The organism is Demequina sp. TMPB413 (assembly GCF_020447105.2).
GTDB lineage: Bacteria > Actinomycetota > Actinomycetes > Actinomycetales > Demequinaceae > Demequina.
Genome location: NZ_CP096184.1, coordinates 935,658 through 957,169 on the forward strand (window position 1 = coordinate 935,658; position 21,512 = coordinate 957,169).

Below are 21,512 nucleotides of genomic sequence, written 5' to 3' on the forward strand. Positions count from 1 at the left end.
ACGAGCGGGTCAACACCCGCTAGTATTGAGTCCGCTTCGGGGCGATTGGCGCAGGGGTAGCGCGCTTCCTTCACACGGAAGAGGTCACTGGTTCGATCCCAGTATCGCCCACCAACTTTTGCTTCCACCGCTGTGCGAGCGCCACGTGCGCTCCGGCGTTGCCGTCCCCCTCACGGCCTGCCCCTGAGAGAGCGCTCACTTCGCTGCCGAGCTAGCCGATGGGCCACTCAGGAGGCAACCAGCGTGAAGGCCGCGCATGTGACGACGACGCGCAAGATCGGTCTTGCGGTCGGGGTGGTGGCGTGCCTGTTTGCTGCCCGGCTCGCCCTCGGAGACAGCGGACTCCTCCTGGACTCCTCACTTGCGCTGTTGGCTGCGTTGAGCGCCTGGCGCGCGAGACGACTCGCTCGCCGCGCACGCAGCCGTCGTGCTTGGCGCTTCCAAATCCTCTTTCCCCTGGTGTGGTCCGTTGCGCCTGTGGCATGGCTCGCAGGCGATCAGGCCGTGATCGCCGATGCGCTCCGCTTGGCCGCCATTCTGTGCGCCATAGCGGCGTGGTGGCACACCTCCCACGCGGTCGACACCTGGTCCAGAGTGCGCCTCGTCGTTGATGGCGGCCTTGCAGCGGTCGCGATCTTTGTGGCGGGTTGGGGCTTTGTTTTCCACGAGGCGTGGAGTCAGAAGGGCGGCGGAGCCCAGGGTGCCATGGCCATAGCGATCCCGGTTGCGGCCGTGGGGGCAGCAACCTTTCTCATCGGCCTGACGCTTACTGAGATGCAGGGAAGAAGTCGCCTCATGCCGGCGCTCTTCGTCGCGGCCCTCGTCGTGCTCGCGTGGTCAGACGTCGCGTGGGCCCGCGCTGAGACGCCGTTGTGGGCGGCGGGGTGGGGAATTGCCGTGGTGGCCACCCGTACTTATCAGGGGACATCCGACCGCCGTGAGGTCATCAGTACTCACTGGCAGTACGCCCTTGCGCCTTATCTTCTGGTTGCTCCAGCCGCTATCGCGGTCGCCGTTGGATGGGACAGGGGCGGTGTTGCGGGGCCCCAGGCGGCCGGCGGCGTGGTGATGGCCTTTCTGCTCCTGGTGCGTCAACACGTCACATTGCTAGAGAACCGACGGCTGGTCCAGCGGTTGGCCGAAACCGAGAGCCTTTTGCGTCATCAGGCGACGCACGACCATCTCACGGGGCTCGCAGGCAGGGTTCTTCTGCTCGAAAGGCTGCAGAAGATTACGACGATGCCGAGCGTCACCGCCTTCCCTGTCGCCTTGATCTTCATCGATCTCGACGGATTCAAGGCTGTCAATGACCGCCACGGCCACGCCGGCGGCGATCACCTCCTTATGGAGGTCGCACGGCGACTCGGCCGCCTGCTTGAGCCGGTGGGTGATAGCGCCCTGGCCGTGCGTGTCAGCGGCGACGAGTTCGCGGTGCTCCTCGAACGGGACCAGGCGATCGCGGCCGAGCCCCTTGCCCGCCAGATCCTCGATGAGCTCACACACCCCATCAATGTCAACGGCGCCGTCGTCTCCGTCGGTGCAAGCGTCGGCGTCGCGTCTGCCACGAGCGCCTCCCTGGACGCCTCTCGGTTGCTCGCAGCGGCTGACGAGGCGATGTATCGCATGAAGCGCGAAGGAAAGGGCGGCGTAGAGATCGCGGATGGTGCGCTGCCGACGCAAGGGCGGAATGCTCGCCCATCACCTCATGTTGCCCTTGGTGCACCCATTGACGACGAGAGGAGCGTTGCCATGAACGACCACAGTTGGTCAGACAAGGCCAAGGGCGCTCTGCCCGACGACGACACGGTCGAGCAGGCGTCCGACAAGGTCCAGGACAAGTCTCCTGACCAGGTCGACACCGAGGTTGCCAAGGCCGAGCAGTGGACCAAGGACCACAACAAGGACTGAACAAGGTGTCCACGCCACGGCCCCGTCCCCAGCGGGCGGGGCCGCCGTGTGCCCACGCGAGGCCCCGGGTCGGTAGCATCGTCTGCGAGCGCGCCTCGCGTTCCACACGACTCAAGGAGACCTCACGTGCCGAGCATCAACGCGACCATTGACGGAGTCGAGCGTCAGGTCGAACAGGGCACGACTGGTCTCGACCTGTACGGAGACCGTCGCGACGTCGTCGTCATGAGGGTCGATGGAGAACTCAAGGACCTCGCGGCGCAGATCGGTGCCGACGACGTGGTCGAAGGCGTCCTGATTTCTGAGCCTGACGGCCTCAATGTCTTGAGGCATTCGGCGACCCACGTGATGGCACAGGCCGTGCAGCAATTGCGGCCGGAAGCCAAACTGGGCGTCGGCCCGTACATCACCGACGGTTTCTACTACGACTTCGATGTCGCCGAGCCCTTCACGCCCGACGACCTCAAGGCCATCGAGAAGTCGATGCAGCGCATTGTGAAGGAAGGCCAGACCTTCCGTCGCAGGGCAGTCACCACTGAGGAGGCGTTGGCGGAACTCGCCGACGAGCCGTACAAGTGCCAACTGCTCAACAAGGCGGCCGGTGTTGACGGAGCAGAGGGAGTCTCGGTCGAGGTGGGTGCTGGAGAGACCACCATCTACGACAACCTGAACCGCCAAGGCGAGACCGTGTGGAAGGACCTGTGCCGCGGTCCCCACGTTCCTAGCACCAAGGTGTTGGCCAATGGTTGGAGCTTGATGCGGTCAGCCGCCGCGTACTGGCTCGGTAGCGAAAAGAACCCGCAGTTGCAACGCGTCTACGGCACCGCTTGGCCCACCAAAGAAGAACTGCTCGCGTACAAGGACCGCCTCGCAGAGGCCGAACGACGCGATCACCGCCGCCTCGGCGTCGAGATGGATCTGTTCTCCTTCCCCGACGAAATCGGCTCTGGCCTCGCCGTCTTCCATCCCAAGGGCGGCATCGTCCGCATGGAGATGGAGAACTATTCGCGCAGGCGCCACATCGAGGAAGGCTACGAGTTCGTCTACACGCCTCACGCCACCAAGGCCAACCTCTTCGAGGTCTCCGGCCACCTCGACTGGTATGCGGACGGGATGTACCCGCCTATGCACATGGACGAGGAGCGCGACGCGCAGGGCAATGTCACCAAGCAGGGCCAGGACTACTACCTGAAGCCCATGAACTGCCCCATGCACAACCTGATCTTCCGGTCCCGCGGGCGTTCCTATAGAGAACTGCCGTTGCGCATGTTCGAGTTCGGCACTGTGTATCGCAACGAGAAGTCCGGCGTGATCCACGGCCTGACGAGGGCCCGCGGTTTCACTCAAGACGACGCTCACATCTACTGCACCCGCGAGCAGATGAAGGACGAGCTCACCACCACCTTGAACTTTGTGTTGGGCTTGCTCAAGGACTACGGCCTGCAGGACTTCTACCTCGAACTGTCGACTCGCAACCCGGAGAAGTCTGTCGGCTCTGACGAGATATGGGAGGAGGCCACAGAGACGCTGCGCCAAGTGGGCGAGGAGTCAGGCCTCGAGCTGGTGGCCGATCCTGAGGGCGCCGCCTTCTATGGTCCGAAGATCTCGGTGCAGACCCGTGACGCGATCGGCCGTTCGTGGCAGATGTCCACCATCCAGCTGGACTTCAACCTGCCCGAGCGCTTTGAACTCGAGTACACGGCCGCCGACAACACGCGCCAGCGTCCCGTGATGATTCACCGGGCCCTGTTTGGCTCCATTGAGCGCTTCTTCGCGATTCTCACGGAGCACTACGCCGGGCAGTTCCCCGTGTGGCTCGCGCCGGTGCAGGTCAAGGCGATCCCCGTGGCCGAGGCGTTCGACGGCTACCTCCAGGACGTCGCTTCGCAACTGCGCGCGAAGGGCGTGCGGGTCGAGGTCGACACGTCGGACGAGCGCTTCCCCAAGAAGATTCGCACCGCCTCGAAGGAGAAGGTCCCGTTCGTGCTCATTGCGGGCGGCGACGATGCCGACGCAGGTGCAGTGTCCTTCCGGTTCCGTGACGGCAGCCAAGACAATCAAGTACCAGTCGACGTGGCCGTGGCGCGCATTGTGGAAGCTATCGAGTCGAGGGCCCAAGTCTGATGGTCGAGTGGGCCGATGCGGACACCATGGGCGGCGAGCCTGATGGTTTCGAACGCTTGTGGACTCCGCACCGCATGGCATATGTGCGCAATGCCTCCGACCGTGCCGACGTCGAGGGCGGTCAACAGTGTCCGCTGTGCAAGACCGCCGAGGACGTTGATCGCGATCACCTCATCGTGCATAGGGGTGAGACCTGCTACGTCGTGCTCAACCTCTTCCCCTACAACCCCGGCCACCTCATGATCTGTCCCTACCGACACGTCGGCTGGTACACGGACGTCACCGACGCCGAACGGGACGAAATAGCGGCGCTGACCCAAACGGGCATGCGAGTTCTGCAGAGCCTTACCGGTACCCAAGGCTTCAACATCGGCATCAATCAAGGCAAGACTGGCGGAGCTGGCATCCACGAACACCTGCACCAGCACGTGGTGCCTCGCTGGGTGGGGGACTCGAACTTCTTGCCCATCATCGGGCAAACAAAGGCTCTTCCAGAGCTTCTGGATGACACGTGGCAGCGTGTCAGTGACGCGTGGCCGAAGGCCGCATAGCGGTCCGACGAGGAGAAGACATGTTTGGCAAATTGCGGCCGTTGATGGCCGCGCTCTGGCGGGCGCCGGCGAGCGCGCTGGTCAAGATTGGTGTACATCCGAATGCGGTGACCATTGTGGGGACGGTCGGAGTCGTCGTTGGTGCGGTCGTGTTCCTTCCGCGCGGCGGATCCGCGCTGTTTTGGGGCGTCATGGTCATCACCTTCTCTGTGATCACCGACATGCTTGACGGGACGATGGCCCGCCTGTCTGGCAAGAGCAGCAGGCTGGGCGCCTACCTCGACTCGACTCTTGATCGCGTTGCCGATGCCGCGATCTTCGGCTCTTTGCTGTGGGGCTTCAGGGTCGATGAACCGGCCACGGCACTTGCGGCGCTGTTGTGCCTCACGCTCGGCTCCTTCGTTCCCTACGCCAAGGCGCGAGCAGGAAGTCTCGGAATCGAGACGGCGAATGGCATTGCCGAGCGATCGGACCGCTTGGTCATTGCACTGACAGCGACTGGCCTGGTGGGCCTTGGCCTCCCATTGACGGTGCTCACGGTGACTTTGTGGCTGCTCGCGGCCGCTGCGGCCTTCACCGTCGGTCAGCGCACCTGGTCGGTGATCAAGGTGCAACGCGAAGAAAACCGTGCGGCGCACGAAGACGCTGTCGCCCCCGCTTCGGCGGATCCCGCTGCTCGAGGATGAACGCCTTTGTGGTGGCATGGCGCGTGTCGCGGCGCTTGCCCGTCAGTGCGATTCGTGGCGCTGCCTGGCTGATCGCCATGTACGCGTGGCTCAGAAGGGCGAAGCCGAGCCGACGTCTTGAGCAGAACCTCCATAAGGTCACGGGGCTTGAAGGGCGTGCGCTGAGGCGCTTGTCCCGGAAGGGAATGGCCTCGGCTGCCAGGTACTACGCCGAGGTCCTGGAGCTGCCGCGCATGACAGGTGAAGTGATTGACGCCCGCGTACGCATGGAGGGATTCGCAGATATCGAGTGGGTGTTCGAGCGCGACAACGGCATGGTTGCGGTGTTGGGCCATTCAGGCAACTGGGACCTCATTGGTGCTTACGCTTGCCGGAACATCATCGGGGTAACGTCCGTCGCCGAGGTGCTTGAGCCGCGCTCGGTCTACGACGAGTTCGTCGCGTTTCGCGAGCAACTCGGCATGCAGATCCTGGGTCATGAGGGCGGGTCGACCTTTCGGAAGCTACTCAGGATCGCGACATCGGAGCACACCCTCGTGTGCCTGCTGAGCGATCGCGACTTGTCTGGCAGCGGCGTCGAGGTCACGATGTGGGGTCATCGCGTGCGAGTGGCTCCAGGGCCGGCTGCTTTGGCACATGGTGCGCGCACGGTGCTCCTACCGGTGAGCGTCCGTTATGAGCGCCTCAAGGGAGCGCGCAGGCGCGCCGCGAAGTCGCGATGGGGGATCGTGATGACGTTTGGCCCGGTCTTGAAGCCTGAAGACTTCCCAGGTAGTGACAGGGTGGAGACCATGACACAGGCCTGGGCGACGTCGCTGGCAAGCGGCATCGAGAAGCATCCAGAAGACTGGCATATGCTGCAACGGTTCGGCTGGGTGGAGGCATAAGTGCGCATCGGCATTGTGTGTCCCTACTCGCTGGATAGACCTGGCGGCGTTCAGTTGCACGTCATCGACCTCGCAGAGGCGCTCATTCACCGCGGACATCAGGTTTCCGTCCTTGCTCCATCGGCAACGGACGACGGTCTTCCCGGCTACGTGCGATCGGCTGGCCGCTCCTTCTCCGTGCATTACAACGGCTCCACCGCGCGGCTTACGTTCGGGCTGGTTGCTGCCGCTCGAGTGAGGCGCTGGATGGCCGATGGCCACTTCGACGTGGTGCACCTTCACGAGCCGGGAGCGCCCTCGCTGAGCGTCATTGCGATGTGGGCCCGCCTGGGTCCAACGGTAGGCACCTTTCACACGTCGAACGACGCCTCGCGACTGATGAGGCTGGGCAAGCCGTGGATCAAGCCAGGCTTCGAGGAACTCGATGCCCGCATCGCTGTCTCGCCCTCCGCCGCACGCACGGTGAAAGAGCACTTGCGCGTCGAGGCGACGCACATCATTCCCAACGGCGTGGACACGTCGACCTACTTCGAAGCCAAGCCGCGAGAAGAGTGGACAGGGACGGCCGACGCGCCGACGATCGGGATTCTGGGGAGGATGGACGAGCCGCGCAAGGGTCTCGATGACTTCCTCGCTGCCATCCCGTACGTGCGGGAGCGTCACCTCAGGGCGCGCTTCTTGGTGGCAGGGCGATTCTCTGATCGCGTCGCGGCGCGGATCGCGCGTGCTGGGGGCGAAGTCGTCGGCGAGGTCGACGAAGCCCAGAAGGCGTCGTTCATGTCTTCTGTGGATGTGTATTGCGCCCCGAACACCGGCGGCGAGTCCTTCGGCATCGTGCTGGTGGAAGCGATGGCCGCTGGAGCCGCCGTCGTGGCGAGCGACCTGGTGGCCTTCAGGGATGTCGCTACCTCCGACGACGGCGAAGAGTGCGCGGCGTTCTTTCCCGTCAACGAGGCCGAGGGCCTCGCCGCACAAGTGTGTGCGCTGCTGGACGATCCCGTTGGCAGGGCCGCTCTGGCGGAACGTGGGCGGGTGCGGGCAGGCACCTTTGACTGGCACCAAGTCGTCCCTCGCATCGAAGAGACCTATCGCGACGCCATTAGACTTGACGCAAGCTTCTTCCCCCAACGAGCGAAGGAAACACCAGCATGAGCGACACCCCAGCATCCGTCAGCCCGCAGGTCGGCACCGACCTTGTCAAGCGTGGCATGGCCGAGATGCTCAAGGGCGGCGTCATCATGGACGTGGTGACGGCCGATCAGGCGAAGATCGCAGAAGACGCCGGTGCGGTAGCGGTCATGGCGCTCGAGCGTGTGCCAGCTGACATTCGCGCTCAAGGCGGCGTGGCCCGTATGTCGGACCCCGACCTTGTCCAGGGCATCATCGACGCGGTCTCGATCCCCGTGATGGCCAAGGCGCGCATCGGTCACTTTGTCGAGGCCCAGGTCCTGCAGAGCCTCGGCGTCGACTACATCGATGAGTCAGAAGTGCTGACGCCGGCCGACTATGCCCACCACATCGACAAGTGGAACTTCACTGTGCCGTTTGTGTGTGGTGCGACAAACCTTGGTGAGGCCTTGCGCCGCATCTCCGAGGGCGCCGCCATGATTCGCTCGAAGGGCGAGGCTGGCACTGGCGACGTGTCCAACGCGACGACGCACATGCGGAAGATCCGCGCCGAGATCAGGGCCCTCACGTCGATGCCGGAAGACGAGCTCTACGTGGCAGCGAAGGAACTGCAGGCGCCGCTGCCGCTTGTGAAGGAGATCGCCGCGACCGGCAAACTCCCTGTGGTGTTGTTCACCGCCGGCGGCATTGCCACCCCAGCCGACGCCGCCATGATGATGCAGTTGGGCGCAGAGGGCGTTTTCGTGGGCTCCGGCATCTTCAAGTCGGGCAACCCTGCCGAGCGCGCCAGGGCGATCGTCAAGGCAACCACCTTCTTTGATGACCCGAGCGTGATTGCTGAGGTGTCGCGCGGACTGGGTGAGGCGATGGTGGGCATCAACGTGGACGATGTCCCTGAGCCGCACCGCCTCGCCGAGCGTGGTTGGTAACGCGCCCACTAGTGGGCAGGTGACGCGGGAAGGCGCCCGCGTGCTGTTGCTGTCGCACGACGGCAAACTGTTGGCGCTGAGAGGTCACGACCCGCACGTGCCCAGCCGGTCATGGTGGTTCACCCCAGGCGGTGGCATTGAGGGGAATGAGACTCCCCGTGAGGCTGCCGTCAGGGAGCTTGCGGAAGAAACGGGGTTCGTCATTGACCCCGGCGAACTTGTGGGGCCCGTCTGGGAACGTACGGCGTACTTTGACTTCATGAGCAGGCCCTTTGTGCAACACGAGTACTTCTTTGTCGCCCGGCTTGGCGACGCCGACGCTGCGCCGGCTGGAGCCTTCGCATGGACGGCAGATGAGGACGAGACCATTGACGAGATCGCCTGGTTGACCCCTTCGCAGCTCGCGGAGGCGACGATTGAGGTGTTTCCCGAGCAGTTGCGGGAGTCGTGGGACGCCTTCGCAGACTGGGGAGGCGCGTTGATTAGCCTGGGCGAGGCGTACGAGTGAGCACCATCGGAGTATTGGCCTTGCAGGGCGATGTGCGCGAGCACGAGGCCGCCTTGGAGCGCGTGGGTGCGACTCCTGTGCGGGTGCGAAGGCTGGCCGAACTTGAGGCCGTCGACGCGCTCATCATCCCCGGCGGTGAGTCCACGACGATCGACAAGTTGCTCAGAATCTTCGGGCTCTTCGAGCCCCTGCGGGAGCGCATTGACGCCGGAATGCCGGTGCTCGGCACGTGCGCAGGGATGATCATGCTGGCTACGGACATCATTGGCGGCATCGAGGGGCAGCGGACACTCGGAGCAATTCCGATGACCGTGCGGCGCAATGCCTTCGGGCGCCAAGTCGATTCCGCCGAGGTGGAGTTGTCGTGGCTCCCTGACGGCTCGACGATGCACGCGACCTTCATCAGGGCGCCGTGGGTGGAGTCTCACGCCGACTCGGTAGAAGTGCTTGCCACCGCGGCAGGGCCAGACGGTTCCCGCCATCCCGTCGCGGTGCGTCACGGCAACGCGCTAGCGACGAGCTTCCACTCGGAGATCTCTGATGATGACAGGGTTCACGCGCTGCTCCTGGCGATGACGCAGTCGTTGAGCCGGTAGAGCCCGCGCCGCCAGTATCAAGGCCTGGCCCTTGATAGTAGGGCATCAAGTGCGTAGGCTTGATCCATGTTTGTGGTGACAGCCGACCAAAGACGATCCACCCGACACGGCGACCGTGTGGATGGGTTGCTCGCATCTCTTGAACCCTGGACGATCGCATGGTCCGACCAGGTGACACTCGCGCCAGAGCGCACCGTGGGCGACGAGGTGCAAGCCGTACTCGATGGCGCCGAGGCCACTGTGGACTTGGCGCTGACGCTGATGCGCGCGAGCGACTGGTCCGTCGGTGTAGGCGTGGGTCCTGTGAATCTCCCCCTGAAGTCGACAGCCCGTGCCAGTTCGGGTGCGGCGTTTGTCAACGCGAGGCGCGCCGTCGAGAGGGCTCGCGGCAGGGGAGAGCCCGTTCCTCTCGTCGTCGCTGGCGACAACCCGGCAACCGAGGAGGCCGCCACTGCGCTACTCCAGTTGCTCGCCTCCGTCGTGCGCAGGCGCTCGGACGCTGGGTGGGAGGTCTACGACCTGCTCCAACCGGGCGTGACTCAACGCGACGTCGCGGCACGGCTCGGCATTTCTACCCAAGCGGTGAGCCAACGCATTGCCTCTGGCATGCTGGACGAGGAACGCAGGGCACGCCCGGTGGCGGTCGACCTGCTGAGAAGCGCCGACGAAGGGGATGGGCGGTCATGACCGTGCTGGTGTTGGCCTTGGTGGCCGTCGCTTCGTTGTCGCTGTCGGCAGGGGGCGGGCTCTGGCTCGTCGGCGCCATCCTGAGACGCATCGGCCAGGAAGTCGAGGCGCCAGGGCTCCTTCGCGGCGGGCGGTGGATCGGAGTACTCGAGCGTCTCGCCATTACAGGAGGCATCCTCGCCGGGCATCCAGAGGCGGCCGCCGTCGTGATCGCCGTCAAGGGTCTTGGGCGGTATCCGGAACTGCGCGGTGGGGCCGGCGAGACGGCAAGTAGAGCGTCCGAGCGCTTCATCGTCGGCACCCTTGCGAGCTTTCTCTGGGCAGCGCTTGTAGGAGTCGTCGGCGTGATGATCGCCGGTGCTCTTGACTGAGAACCAGGCGGCGACCTCGGCTGGCCTAGACTGGACGGCGATTCCCGACGTCAAGGAGCAACGTGTCCGGTCACTCTAAGTGGGCTACCACCAAGCACAAGAAGGCGGTTGTTGACGCCAAGCGAAGCAAGCTCTTTGCGAAGCTCATCAAGAACATCGAAGTTGCCGCCAGGGTGGGCGGGGGAGACCTCGCGGGCAACCCGACGCTCTACGACGCCGTGCAGAAGGCCAAGAAGTCGTCTGTTCCGAACGACAACATCGACCGGGCGGTCAAGCGCGGTTCTGGGCTCGAGGCTGGGGCCGCCGAGTACGAGACGATCATGTACGAGGGCTACGGACCCGGCGGTGTCGCGATGTTGATCGAGTGCCTCACCGACAACCGCAACCGCGCCGCCATGGAAGTCCGCACAGCGTTGACTCGCAACAACGGAACTCTTGCCGATCCTGGCTCCGTGTCTTACCTGTTCTCCCGCAAGGGTCAGGTCATCGTCACCAAGGACACGGGCGCCACTGAGGACGACCTCATGGAGGCCGCTCTCGACGCAGGTGTCGAAGAGATCAACGACCTTGGCGAGGCCTTCGAGTTGGTGTCGGAGGCCACCGACGTGGTGGCAGTGCGGACCGCCGTGCAGGCGGCGAGCATCGACTATGAGCAGGCAGAGGTGACCTGGATTCCCTCGATGAAGGTCGAAACTGACGTCGACACGACGCGAAAGATGCTGCGCCTCATTGACGCCCTTGAAGACAGCGACGACGTCCAGAACGTGTACGCCAACTTCGACGCTTCCGACGAGGTCCTCGCAGAAGCCTCCGAATAGCCATGCGCGTCCTCGGCGTCGACCCTGGCCTCACCCGCTGCGGCCTTGGCGTTGTCGAGACCGGACGTGGGCGCTCGGTGAGTCTGGTCGACGTGAGCGTGGCCATGTCTCCCGCCGACGCCGAGCCCGCTGATCGGTTGGTGATCATTGCCGACGCAGTTGAGGCGGCGCTTGATCGGTTTCACCCCGACGCTGTCGCCGTGGAGAGGGTGTTCGCACAACACAATGTGCGAACCGTCATGGGCACCGCCCAGGTCTCAGGACTCGTCATGGTGGCGGCGCGCAGGCGGGGCATTCCCGTGGCCCTCTACACGCCCTCTGAGGTCAAGGCCGCCGTCTCTGGCTCGGGGAGGGCCGACAAGGACCAGGTCGGATACATGGTGGTGAAGCTCCTGGGACTCGATGCCCTGCCCACTCCCGCCGACGCGGCGGACTCGTTAGCGATCGCGCTGACCCACGCGCTGCGATACAGCGCGACGGCAGGCAAGGGCCTCGCCAAGACGTCGGCGCAACAGGCGTGGGCTGAGGCGGAGAAGGCGGCGCGTCGGCGCGGCTGAGCGACGGAGTCCACCTACTCTGTTCGTACAAGCGTTCGAAGGGTCCGGTGTGATTGCGCAACTGACGGGAACCGTCATCCACGTAGGTGCGAGCGCGCTCGTGCTCGATGTGGGCGGCGTCGGCTATCGGATCTTGGCGACCCCAGCGACCCTGGCGATGCTCCACGCGAGACAAGAGGCGAGCCTCGCCACTCATTTGGTGGTGCGGGAGGATTCGCTCACGCTTTTTGGCTTTGAATCGGTGCACGAGCGGGACATGTTCGAGACGCTGCAGTCGGTACAGGGCGTCGGCCCGCGCTTGGCGCTGGCGCTCTTGGCTGTCCACGCGCCCCACACGCTGGTCTCCGTCATCGCTGCGGGCGACGTGAAGGCGCTGCAGAAGGTGCCTGGAGTGGGTGCAAAGGTGGCCGCGCGGCTGATGCTTGAACTGGGCGGGAAGCTGAGCCTCCCTGAGGACGCGGTGGCGCCGACGGTGACGGCGGACGAGCGAGAGCAAGTGGCCGACGCTTTGGTGGCGCTCGGATGGCAGGCCAGGGCAGCGTTGGCCGCTGTTGAGAAGGTCGCTCCCGAACCGATAGCCCAGGACGATGTCGCCGCGACGCTGCGGGCGGCGCTGCAGACCCTTGGCGGTTCGCGTGGCTGACGACTCCTACGACGCCCAGGCGGGCGAGGGCGCTCCGGTCACGAGCGTGGATGCCGACGCCGTGGAGCGTTCAGCAGAGGCGGCCCTGCGGCCTCGCAGCCTCGACGAGTTCGTCGGACAGCGCGTGGTGCGGGAACAACTCGCCTTGGTGCTGCGTGCGGCCACTCAGCGAGCGGGCAGCGCGGAGCACATTCTGTTGTCCGGGCCTCCTGGGCTCGGCAAGACCACGCTGGCCATGATTGTGGCGGGGGAACTGGGCGCGTCTTTGCGCCTCACGTCCGGACCCGCGATTCAGCACGCGGGGGACCTGGCGGCGATTCTTAGCTCGCTCGAAGACGGGGACGTGTTGTTCGTCGATGAGATCCACCGCCTCGCAAGGCCCGTCGAAGAGATGCTGTACCTCGCCATGGAGGACTTCAGGGTCGACGTGGTGGTGGGCAAGGGGCCGGGAGCGAGTTCGATTCCGCTCACGCTCCCGCCGTTCACCGTCGTGGGCGCCACCACGCGCGCTGGCCTCTTGCCAGCGCCGTTGAGGGACCGCTTCGGCTTTACCGCCCACCTTGACTTCTACGAGTCAAGTGACTTGACCAGCATCGTCACGCGTTCGGCCCAACTACTCGGCTTCACCCTGGCTGGCGATGCGGCGGCAGAAATCGCTTCACGGTCTCGCGGCACCCCGCGCATCGCCAACCGACTCTTGCGGCGGGTCAGGGACTGGGCGCAAGTACACGGAAACGGCAACGGCGACCTGGAGGCGGCGAGCGCCGCGCTCGAGGTGTACGAAGTAGACGCCAGGGGGCTTGACCGGTTGGACAGGGCAGTCTTGCGCGCCTTGTGCACCCGTTTTGGAGGCGGACCGGTCGGATTGTCGACCCTTGCCGTGTCCGTGGGGGAAGAGCCGCAGACCGTCGAGGAGGTAGCCGAGCCCTTCTTGGTGCGTGAAGGGCTCATCTCCCGTACCCCGCGGGGGCGTGCGGCGACGGCGGAAGCATGGGCCCATTTGGGGCTGACTCCACCAGAGGGTCAGGTGTTCTTCGCGGGCCAAGGAGGGGGACAGACGTCCCGTGATGAGGGCGGCAGCAGGTTGTTCGACTAGCCCGCGCGGGGCCGCGCCGGGACGCGTATTCGACGGCGCACCACCAACTCACCTAGAATCGCGGGGGCTTCTCGCATGGTTCGGTGGCCTCTCTCGTACGGAAAGCGTAGGAATCGCGTGTCATCAGCTGTCTCAGGCGCCCGCAAATCCCTCTTGTGGCTGGCCGCACTGTTGGTGCTGCTCTTTGGCCTCCTGAGCGTGGGGGTGCTCACCGACAAGACGTCCCCGACGCCGGGGCTTGGCCTCGACCTAGCCGGCGGTCAGCAGATCATTCTGCAGGCGGTCACGAGCGACGAGTCCGAGATTGACGAGTCCGACATCAACCAGGCGGTGGAGATCATCCGCCAGCGCGTCGACGCCTCGGGCGTGGCCGAGGCCGAGATCGCCACTCAAGGTGCCACGAACATCATCGTGTCGCTTCCCGGTACTCCCGACCCTGCGACCCTCGACCTGGTGCGCCGTAGCGCGCAACTCCAGTTCCGACCCGTCCTATTGGTGGGGGACCCGGCACCGATCTCGCTTGATGGCAGTGCGCCGGCCGTCGAGCCGTCCGCCACGCCAACGCCGAGTCCAGACGCCGCCACTGACGGCGATCCGACGCCCAGCCCGTCGGCCGAAGCAGCAGGAGACGACGTTCCTGCGAGCGAGGTGTCGAACGTCAAGACGGGCGTGAGCGAAACCTCTAGCGCCACTCCAGAGCCAAGCCCTGTCCCCGCAGAACCAGCGCCGGCCGTCGAGCCGACCAACCCTTCTGACACGGCGTGGATCACCGAGGCACTCCTGGCCGATTTCTATGCGCTCGATTGCTTCGACCAGAACAACCGCACCGGAGTGGACGTGGGCGATCCCGACGCGGCTTTCGTGACGTGTGCGTCCAACGGCACGGCCAAGTACATCCTTGGGCCGGTCGAACTCACAGGCGAGGACGTCGACACGGCGACGGCTGGTCCTGAGACCAACCAGCTAGGCACCGTGGTGCCCGGCAGGTACGAAGTGAGGCTGTCCTTCACCGGTGGTGGGGGCTCCGCGTTCGCCGACACCACGGCACGGATCGCTGAGTTGCCGTCCCCGCGGGACCAGTTCGGAATCCTGCTTGACGGCGTGGTCATTTCGGCGCCATCGGTCGAGCGCTCCATTGCAGGAGGGCAAGCCTCCATCACCGGCACGTTCACTCTCGACGAGGCACAGCAGCTTGCGAACCAGCTCAAGTTCGGCGCACTTCCGCTGACGCTCCAGGTCGAGTCGGAGCAGGTCATTACGGCGACCAAGGGAGAGGCAGACCTGCGCAATGGGCTGCTGGCAGGCGCGATTGGCCTGATCCTCGTGGTGATCTACACGATGTTCCAGTACCGCGCCCTTGGAGCCGTCACCATCGGCTCGCTGGTGGTGGCCGGGGGCATGAGCTACTTGATCATCACGCTGTTGTCGTGGGGCCTCGGCTACCGACTGTCGCTCGCCGGTGTCGCCGGTTTGATTGTGGCCATCGGCATCACTGTTGACTCGTTCATCGTCTACTTCGAGAGAGTCAAGGACGAACTGCGCGAGGGCCGCTCCCTCGCGAGCGCCGTCGACCACGCATGGAAGCGTGCCCGCCGCACCATCTTGGCGTCGGATGCGATCTCGTTCCTCGCAGCCCTGGTGCTCTACTTGCTGGCCGTGGGAGGCGTGCGAGGGTTCGCCTTTACGCTGGGCTTGATCACGATCGTCGACCTCATCGTGGTCATCTTGTTCACGCACCCCGTGCTCGTGTTGCTCGCCAGGACCAAGTTCTTTGGCGAGGGCCACCGGTTCTCGGGCCTCGACCCTCGGCAACTCGGCCGGGAGACGATGTACAAGGGACGAGGGAGGGTCGCTGACCCAGCGACCACGGCGCCAACGCTCGCCGAGCGCAAGGCCGCCCAGTCCCGCGCCGCTGCAGGCACCCAGGACAAGGAGTAATCATGGCGAACCTGTCTACGTGGGGTAACCGCCTCCACTCGGGCGAGAAGACGTACGCGATCGTGGGCAAGCGCCAGCGCTTCTTCGCGATCAGCGGAGTGCTGATGACTCTTGCTCTGCTGATCCTCCTGATCAAGGGTCTCAACCCCGGCATCGACTTCCGCGGGGGCACTGAGTACACGCTGTCAGGCGTGGAGAACACCGACACAACCATCGCCGTTGAGGTGGTGAACGAGGCGCTTCCCAGCGAAGAGCCTCGCGTCGCCCAAGTGGGAACCGACGGGATCCGTGTGCAGCTGGGTGAGCTCGAGCAGGCGCAGGTCGACGACGTTGCCGCCCAGCTCGCCGAGGCTTACGGAATCGACCAGACAGAGGTCAGCTCCAGCTTCATTGGCCCCACGTGGGGTGAAGACGTCTCCAGCAAGGCCGTCCAGGGCCTGGTGATCTTCTTGCTCCTGGTCACCGTGGTGATGACGTTGTACTTCCGCGCCTGGCGGATGGCCGCTGCGGCCCTGGTGGCCCTCGGCCACGACTTGCTGTTCACCGCAGGCATCTACGCACTGTCAGGGTTTGAAGTCACCCCAGCGTCCGTCATCGGCTTCCTGACGATCCTTGGCTACTCGCTGTACGACACCGTCGTGGTGTTCGACAAGGTGCGAGAGAACACTGCCGACCTCTTCACACAACACCGCTACACGTATGCCGAGATGGCGAACCTTGCGGTCAACCAGACGCTCGTGCGCTCGATCAACACCTCCGTCGTGGCGCTGCTGCCAGTCTCCGCGATTCTCTTCATCGGCTCGTACTTCTTGGGTGCTGGCACGCTCAAGGACATCTCCTTGGCGCTCTTCGTGGGTATGGCAGTCGGAACCTACTCGTCGATCTTTGTGGCGACGCCGCTCGAGGTTGCGCTGCGCGGCAACGAGGCTCGCATTAAGGAACACACGGCGGCCGTGTTGGCGTTGCGTGAGAGCGGCGAGTCAGACGTGATTCGCCCTGACGGCACGGTTCGCGTCGGCGCACTCACACCCGGCCACCACCAGGGCACCCAGGCGCAACCGAGGCGCAAGCGCCGCAAGTAGAATGGGTTCCTCACAGGTGAAGGGAGGACCGCGTGCCACGTACCCGCGCGGACTCCGACCTTGCCAGGCTGCTGGGGATTCGTAGAACCGCTCGCGACCCAGGGGCGCTCGACCAGTTGCTCGAGACGTACCGGCGCATGTACCCGCGCGCCAAGACGGGAATGATTGAGCGGGCTCACGCCGTCGCGGAGCAAGCCCACGAGGGTCAGTTCCGCAAGAGCGGCGAGCCCTACATCACGCATCCGATCGCGGTGGCAGAGATCATCGCTGGCCTCGGTCTGCCCGACACGGTCATCGTGGCCGCCTTGCTCCACGACGTGGTCGAGGACACCCCGTTCCTGCTGGAGGACATCGCTCAAGAGTTTGGCGACGAGGTCGCCTCCTTCGTGGACGGCGTCACCAAACTGGACAGGCTGACCTTCGGCGAGGCCGCCCAGGCCGAGACCGTGCGCAAGCTCGTGGTCGCGATGGCACGAGACATTCGGGTCTTGCTCTTGAAGCTCGCCGACCGCCTCCACAACGCGAGGACATGGGACGCGGTCTCCCCGGCGTCGGCGAGGCGCAAGGCCCAAGAGACACTCGAGATCTATGCCCCGCTCGCGCACAGGATGGGCCTCAACGCGATCAAGTGGGAGCTTGAGGACCTGTCCTTCCGCACCCTGTATCCCAAGATCTACCAAGAGATCGTCGAGGTGGTCGCCGACAGGGCGCCAGAGCGCGACAAGCTCCTGGATGAGGTGCGCGCCGACGTCGCGAAGGAGCTCAGGGCCCAGAAGATCAAGGCCGAGATCTCTGGACGGCCCAAGCACTACTACTCGGTGTACCAAAAGATGATCGTGCGAGGCCGCGACCTCAACGACATCTATGACCTGGTGGGGATGCGTATCTTGGTGGACTCGGTCCGCGACTGCTACGCGGTGCTTGGCGCGATGCATGCGCGTTTCCAGCCTGTGCCAGGGCGCTTCAAGGACTACATCGCGATGCCCAAGTTCAACCTGTACCAGTCGCTGCACACCACGGTGATCGGACCCCAGGGCAAGCCGGTCGAACTGCAGATCCGCACCTGGGAGATGCACAAGCGCGCGGAGTACGGCTACGCGGCGCACTGGCGATATAAGGAGAACGCGCGCGGCGAGAAGGTGCCGGCGATGGCCAACGACATGGGTTGGCTCCGTCAGATCGCCGACTGGCAGCAAGAGACGGCCGACGCCAGCGACTTCTTGGACTCGCTACGGGGCGAGATCTCCAGGGCAGAGGTCTACGTCTTCACTCCGCGCGGCAAGTTGCTCGAGCTGCCGCAAGGCGCCACGCCTGTCGACTTCGCCTACGCCGTCCACACCGACGTGGGACACAAGACCGTCGGAGCGAAGGTCAATGGCCGCCTGGTGCCGCTCGATTCGACTCTCGACAACGGCGACACCGTCGAGATCATCACCACGTCAGACGAGAACGCCCACCCCAAGCGCGACTGGCTCGAGTTTGTGCAGTCGACAAGGGCCCGCAACAAGATCAGGCAGTGGTTCACGCGCGAACGTCGCGAGGAGTCGATTGAGACGGGTCGCGACATGCTCGCCCGCGCGATTAGGCGCCAACACTTGCCGATGCAGCGGCTCATGTCCAAGTCAACGCTGCTCGCTTTGGCCAAGGAGATGCATTACGAGGACGTCGAGGCGCTTTACGCCGCGATCGGCGAGCACAAGGAGCAGCCGGGAGACGTCGTCGGCCGCATGGTCGAGGCGGTGGGTGGCCAAGAGGGCGCCGACGAAGACATCACCGAGATCACCAGGCCGGGCACTCGCCAGCGCGCCCGGCGCGGTGACCCTGGAGTGTCGGTGAATGGCATGACGGACGTGGTGGTCAAGTTGGCCAAGTGCTGCACTCCGGTGCCAGGAGACCCCATTCAGGGATTCGTGACGCGAGGCCAAGGGGTGAGCGTGCACCGCGCCGATTGCGAGAACATGGTGGCGCTCCAAGACCAGGCAGAGCGGCTGGTTGACGTGCAATGGTCGGGTGCTTCTGACTCCACGTTCTTGGTGCAGATCGAGGTCGAGGCTCTCGACCGCAACCGCCTGCTGTCCGACGTCGTTCAAGTGCTGTCCGACCACCACCTGAACATTCTTGGAGCGCACGTGTCGACTAGCAATGACAGGGTGGCGCTCAACTCTTTCGCCTTCGAGATGGCCGATCCTTCACATCTTGGTGCCGTCCTGAGCGCTGTACGGCGCATCGACGGCGTCTACGACGCGCGCCGCATCACCGGCGGTCGTCGACAGCACCAGTTCTAGCGGCCTCGAGAGCCCCGCTGACGGCCTGCCAGGCGGCACGCATCCTCGTGGACCCTGCGCCGCCCTGGTGCGCCCAAACGGCCCCACGGAGCTCTTCCGTGCTTGCCAGGCGCAGTGTGACCACGGAGTACACAGCGGGGATGGCCTCTTCGAGGCTCGCGCCGCGTAGGGCTGAGGCAACGGCGTCCGCTGGGTGAACGACGCGCACGCCCGCAATCGTGGCGGCCCTGGCGTAGGCACCGGGGTTGGTGCAGAAGCTCCAGCGGCAGCGCGGGATGCCTAAGGGCACGTCGGGATGCGCGCCGCGCGGCACGACTACCTCGACAACGGCGGGAGATAGCTTGCCCCGCATCGCCCCATGAACCCACAGCGCCGCGAGGCCGGTCACGGCGGCCCTGCGAGGCACCCATGCTCGCAGCGAGAGAGCCCTCGCGACCGAAAGCGGGACGGGTCCGTGAGCCGCGCCGGCGTCGTCCGTCAAGGCAGTGAGGACGCCGTCGCGCCGCATGCGCGCGAGCGCCGCCCCTCCCACGTCTTCCGTCGTCACCACGAGCATGAGCCCGATTGTGGCGTGCCAGCAACTGCGCCCAGGCCTTCCGCAGCGGATCTGTGGACAAGCAGGGGAGCGGAGGGACTACTTCGCGAGCGCCTCGATCTGCTTGAGCCACGCCTTGCGTGCAGCGAGCGACTCGGTGAGCTCCTTGACCTTGCGGGTGTTCTTCGCGGCCTTCGCATCGTCGAGTTGCTTCTCAAGATCTGCGATCGCGGCGTGAAGCTGTGCAGCGGCTCCGGTGGCGCGAGCCTCGACTTCAGGATTGCGGGTAGTCCAGGCCGACTGGTCGGCCTCGCGGATAGCCTTTTCAACCGCCGACATGCGGCGAATGAGCTTCTGGGCTTCGCCCCTGGGCACCTCGCCCGCGCTGTCGAAGCGGTCCTGGATGGCCCGCAAATCGCGCTTCGCGGCTCGGAGGTCCTTGATGGGAAGCAGCGCCTCGGCATCCTTGACGGCCGACTCCTTGGCGGGAACGTTCGCCGAGAGCGCCTGCTCTTCCTGCTCAGCGGCCGCCCTGCGTGCCGTGAAGAAGCTCTCCTGTGCGGCCTGGAAGCGAGCCCACAACGCGTCGTCAACGCTGCGTCGGCCGCGGCCGGCACCGCGCCACTGATCCATCAGCTGCTTGTACTGGCGCGCCGTGGCGTCCCAATCGGTCGAGGTCGCCAAGGCCTCGGCGCGCTTGACCAAGTCCTCCTTAGTGCTTGCGACTGACGAGTTCTCCTTGTCGAGCGTGGCGAAGTGGATCTTGCGGGCCTTCTCGAAGGAGGACCGCGCGTGCGTGAAACGCTTCCACAACGCGCGCTCGGCTTCCTTTGCCATGCGCGCGCCCGTGCGCTGCGCCTCTTTCCACTCGTCGAGCAGTTCGCGCATGCGCGCGGTGTCGTTCTTCCAGTGCACCTGGCCAACGGGCTTGGCGGCGAGCTCTTCCGCTTGTGTCACGATGACTTCGCGTGCGGCGGCGGCGGCTTCGCGAGCGGCCGCGCGCTCTGCGCGAACCTTCTCGGCTACCTCGTTGGCTTCGGCTTCAACAATCCCGAACCGCGCCCTCAGGGCCGCGAGGTTTCCCACCACCGTTGGCGACTCGAGAGCAGTGCGCAGGTTGCCCAGCGAGTCCTCGATGTCTTTGGGGCCTAGTTCCGCTCCCACGAGCCGAGCGTGGAACCGCTCGACTGAAGCAGCCAGCTCGATGAAGGCGCGCGCATAGGGCGCAATCGGCTCATCACCGGCGGCAGGGCCCACGGGGGTGCGATTGTCGCCATCGACCACGACAACCTGCTCGCCCTCGACAGCGCCGAAAGCGCTAGCGGCGGCGATCTGCTCCGGCGTGATCTGGTCGACCACAGGAACCTTCACAGGGTGCGTCGAATGCGCCGCCAATGAAGCTGGCGATGGCGCCTTGGGGCGAGGAATGGGCCTGGGCTTTGCGGGCGTCATGAGGCGGTGACCTTTGTGATGATGACGGACAGGGCTGGACGGCCATCGGTGGCACCGGTAATGGTGCCGCCTTCGGCAATCGACCTCACGATATCGAGACCTTGGGTCACCGTGCCAAACACGGTGTACCCGCCGGCCTCATCTGAGGTGATGGTGGAGTCTTCATAAACCACGAAAAACTGGCTGCCCATCGACGTTGCGTCGTCTTCAGCGCGTGCCATGGCGACCGTCCCCGCAGGATAGACGTCGTCTGAAGGGGCGTTCTCGATGGGTCCGAACTTGTAGCCGGGGTCGCCACTGCCTGTGCCCGTTGGATCGCCGCACTGCAAGACGTAGATGCCTGCCGTGGTGAGGCGGTGGCAGTCAGAGCCATCGAAGTACTCGCCGTTGGCGAGGGTCACAAAATTGGCCACCGCTTGCGGGGCTGACTCGCCATCGAGTTCCATCTCGATCGTGCCGAGATTGGTCTCCATCGTCACGTCCCACGTGCGCGACTCGGCCAGGCTCGGCGCTGGCGCAAGTCCGTTGGGGTCGTTGACGGTGGTTGCCTCGTCGTCGGAACCCCCCGAGGTGACAAGCCAGAGGGCGAAAGCGCCGAGAATGAGCGCCGCGCCAATCCCCACGAAGGTGCGGCGACGACGCACAGCCGCGCGGCGCTGCTCGAGGGCGGCCTGCTTGGCCGCGCGCTTGCGCTGCGCTGCAGCGCGGGCGCTCTTGCTGGTCGTCATGAT

Annotated in this window: 21 protein-coding genes and 1 tRNA gene; 19 read left to right on the forward strand and 3 right to left on the reverse strand. The window is 65.1% G+C overall.

The window, feature by feature from the left end; genetic code table 11:
• Positions 1 to 39: 39 nt before the first annotated feature.
• The 19 genes from LGT36_RS04545 to LGT36_RS04635 all read left to right on the forward strand — a co-directional run bounded on the left by LGT36_RS04545 (position 40) and on the right by LGT36_RS04635 (position 18,794).
• A tRNA-Val gene (locus LGT36_RS04545) sits at positions 40 to 114 on the forward strand.
• Between the two features lie 129 nt (positions 115 to 243).
• A complete protein-coding gene (locus LGT36_RS04550) occupies positions 244 to 1,908 on the forward strand; it encodes a GGDEF domain-containing protein (RefSeq protein ID WP_226097038.1) in 1,665 nt (554 codons plus the stop codon).
• A 126-nt stretch (positions 1,909 to 2,034) separates the two neighbouring features.
• A complete protein-coding gene (gene thrS, locus LGT36_RS04555) occupies positions 2,035 to 4,032 on the forward strand; it encodes a threonine--tRNA ligase (protein ID WP_226097039.1) in 1,998 nt (665 codons plus the stop codon).
• Complete coding sequence (locus LGT36_RS04560) at positions 4,032 to 4,583, forward strand: HIT domain-containing protein (RefSeq protein WP_226097040.1); 552 nt, start codon at positions 4,032 to 4,034, stop codon at positions 4,581 to 4,583. The genes thrS and LGT36_RS04560 overlap by 1 nt, the downstream gene beginning before the upstream one ends.
• Positions 4,584 to 4,603: 20 nt before the next feature.
• Complete coding sequence (pgsA, locus tag LGT36_RS04565; protein WP_226264719.1) at positions 4,604 to 5,269, forward strand: phosphatidylinositol phosphate synthase; 666 nt, start codon at positions 4,604 to 4,606, stop codon at positions 5,267 to 5,269.
• Positions 5,266 to 6,156, forward strand: a complete 891-nt coding sequence (locus LGT36_RS04570) for a phosphatidylinositol mannoside acyltransferase (RefSeq protein ID WP_226097284.1) — start codon at positions 5,266 to 5,268, stop codon at positions 6,154 to 6,156. Before pgsA ends, LGT36_RS04570 begins: the two co-directional genes overlap by 4 nt.
• Complete coding sequence (locus LGT36_RS04575; protein WP_226097285.1) at positions 6,157 to 7,308, forward strand: glycosyltransferase family 4 protein; 1,152 nt, start codon at positions 6,157 to 6,159, stop codon at positions 7,306 to 7,308.
• The gene (gene pdxS / locus LGT36_RS04580) at positions 7,305 to 8,213 is read left to right on the forward strand and encodes a pyridoxal 5'-phosphate synthase lyase subunit PdxS (RefSeq protein WP_226097286.1); all 909 of its coding nucleotides are present in this window, start codon (positions 7,305 to 7,307) and stop codon (positions 8,211 to 8,213) included. The genes LGT36_RS04575 and pdxS overlap by 4 nt, the downstream gene beginning before the upstream one ends.
• Positions 8,173 to 8,721, forward strand: coding sequence for an NUDIX hydrolase (locus tag LGT36_RS04585; RefSeq protein WP_226097287.1), 549 nt, complete (start codon positions 8,173 to 8,175; stop codon positions 8,719 to 8,721). The genes pdxS and LGT36_RS04585 overlap by 41 nt, the downstream gene beginning before the upstream one ends.
• Positions 8,718 to 9,317 carry a pyridoxal 5'-phosphate synthase glutaminase subunit PdxT gene (gene pdxT / locus LGT36_RS04590; RefSeq protein WP_226097288.1) on the forward strand — a complete coding sequence of 200 codons (600 nt, stop codon included), beginning with the start codon at positions 8,718 to 8,720 and terminating at the stop codon, positions 9,315 to 9,317. The genes LGT36_RS04585 and pdxT overlap by 4 nt, the downstream gene beginning before the upstream one ends.
• A gap of 66 nt (positions 9,318 to 9,383) precedes the next feature.
• On the forward strand, positions 9,384 to 10,004 hold the full coding sequence (locus tag LGT36_RS04595) for a winged helix-turn-helix domain-containing protein (protein WP_226097289.1): 621 nt from the start codon (positions 9,384 to 9,386) through the stop codon (positions 10,002 to 10,004).
• Entirely contained in the window at positions 10,001 to 10,375 is a 375-nt protein-coding gene (locus LGT36_RS04600) for a hypothetical protein (protein WP_226097290.1), read from the forward strand. Before LGT36_RS04595 ends, LGT36_RS04600 begins: the two co-directional genes overlap by 4 nt.
• A 62-nt stretch (positions 10,376 to 10,437) precedes the next feature.
• Complete coding sequence (locus tag LGT36_RS04605) at positions 10,438 to 11,193, forward strand: YebC/PmpR family DNA-binding transcriptional regulator (protein ID WP_226097291.1); 756 nt, start codon at positions 10,438 to 10,440, stop codon at positions 11,191 to 11,193.
• Positions 11,194 to 11,195: 2 nt separating this feature from the next.
• Positions 11,196 to 11,750, forward strand: coding sequence for a crossover junction endodeoxyribonuclease RuvC (gene ruvC / locus LGT36_RS04610; protein WP_226097292.1), 555 nt, complete (start codon positions 11,196 to 11,198; stop codon positions 11,748 to 11,750).
• Between the two features lie 49 nt (positions 11,751 to 11,799).
• Complete coding sequence (gene ruvA, locus LGT36_RS04615; RefSeq protein WP_226097293.1) at positions 11,800 to 12,393, forward strand: Holliday junction branch migration protein RuvA; 594 nt, start codon at positions 11,800 to 11,802, stop codon at positions 12,391 to 12,393.
• Positions 12,386 to 13,489 carry a Holliday junction branch migration DNA helicase RuvB gene (ruvB, locus tag LGT36_RS04620; protein ID WP_226097294.1) on the forward strand — a complete coding sequence of 368 codons (1,104 nt, stop codon included), beginning with the start codon at positions 12,386 to 12,388 and terminating at the stop codon, positions 13,487 to 13,489. The genes ruvA and ruvB overlap by 8 nt, the downstream gene beginning before the upstream one ends.
• Before the next feature lie 117 nt (positions 13,490 to 13,606).
• Positions 13,607 to 15,427: a protein translocase subunit SecD gene (gene secD, locus LGT36_RS04625; protein WP_226097295.1), complete on the forward strand. Its 1,821-nt coding sequence runs from the start codon at positions 13,607 to 13,609 to the stop codon at positions 15,425 to 15,427.
• A gap of 2 nt (positions 15,428 to 15,429) precedes the next feature.
• Positions 15,430 to 16,509, forward strand: coding sequence for a protein translocase subunit SecF (gene secF / locus LGT36_RS04630; RefSeq protein ID WP_226097296.1), 1,080 nt, complete (start codon positions 15,430 to 15,432; stop codon positions 16,507 to 16,509).
• A gap of 32 nt (positions 16,510 to 16,541) precedes the next feature.
• Complete coding sequence (locus tag LGT36_RS04635) at positions 16,542 to 18,794, forward strand: bifunctional (p)ppGpp synthetase/guanosine-3',5'-bis(diphosphate) 3'-pyrophosphohydrolase (protein ID WP_226097297.1); 2,253 nt, start codon at positions 16,542 to 16,544, stop codon at positions 18,792 to 18,794.
• Here the strand turns inward: LGT36_RS04635 and LGT36_RS04640 are convergent.
• The 3 genes from LGT36_RS04640 to LGT36_RS04650 all read right to left on the reverse strand — a co-directional run bounded on the left by LGT36_RS04640 (position 18,763) and on the right by LGT36_RS04650 (position 21,509).
• Positions 18,763 to 19,350 carry a hypothetical protein gene (locus LGT36_RS04640; protein ID WP_226097298.1) on the reverse strand — a complete coding sequence of 196 codons (588 nt, stop codon included), beginning with the start codon at positions 19,348 to 19,350 and terminating at the stop codon, positions 18,763 to 18,765. The two genes, LGT36_RS04635 and LGT36_RS04640, sit on opposite strands and share 32 nt — an antisense overlap.
• A 78-nt stretch (positions 19,351 to 19,428) precedes the next feature.
• The gene (locus LGT36_RS04645; RefSeq protein ID WP_226264718.1) at positions 19,429 to 20,781 is read right to left on the reverse strand and encodes a DUF349 domain-containing protein; all 1,353 of its coding nucleotides are present in this window, start codon (positions 20,779 to 20,781) and stop codon (positions 19,429 to 19,431) included.
• Complete coding sequence (locus LGT36_RS04650) at positions 20,778 to 21,509, reverse strand: peptidylprolyl isomerase (RefSeq protein ID WP_226097300.1); 732 nt, start codon at positions 21,507 to 21,509, stop codon at positions 20,778 to 20,780. Before LGT36_RS04650 ends, LGT36_RS04645 begins: the two co-directional genes overlap by 4 nt.
• Positions 21,510 to 21,512 lie beyond the last annotated feature (3 nt).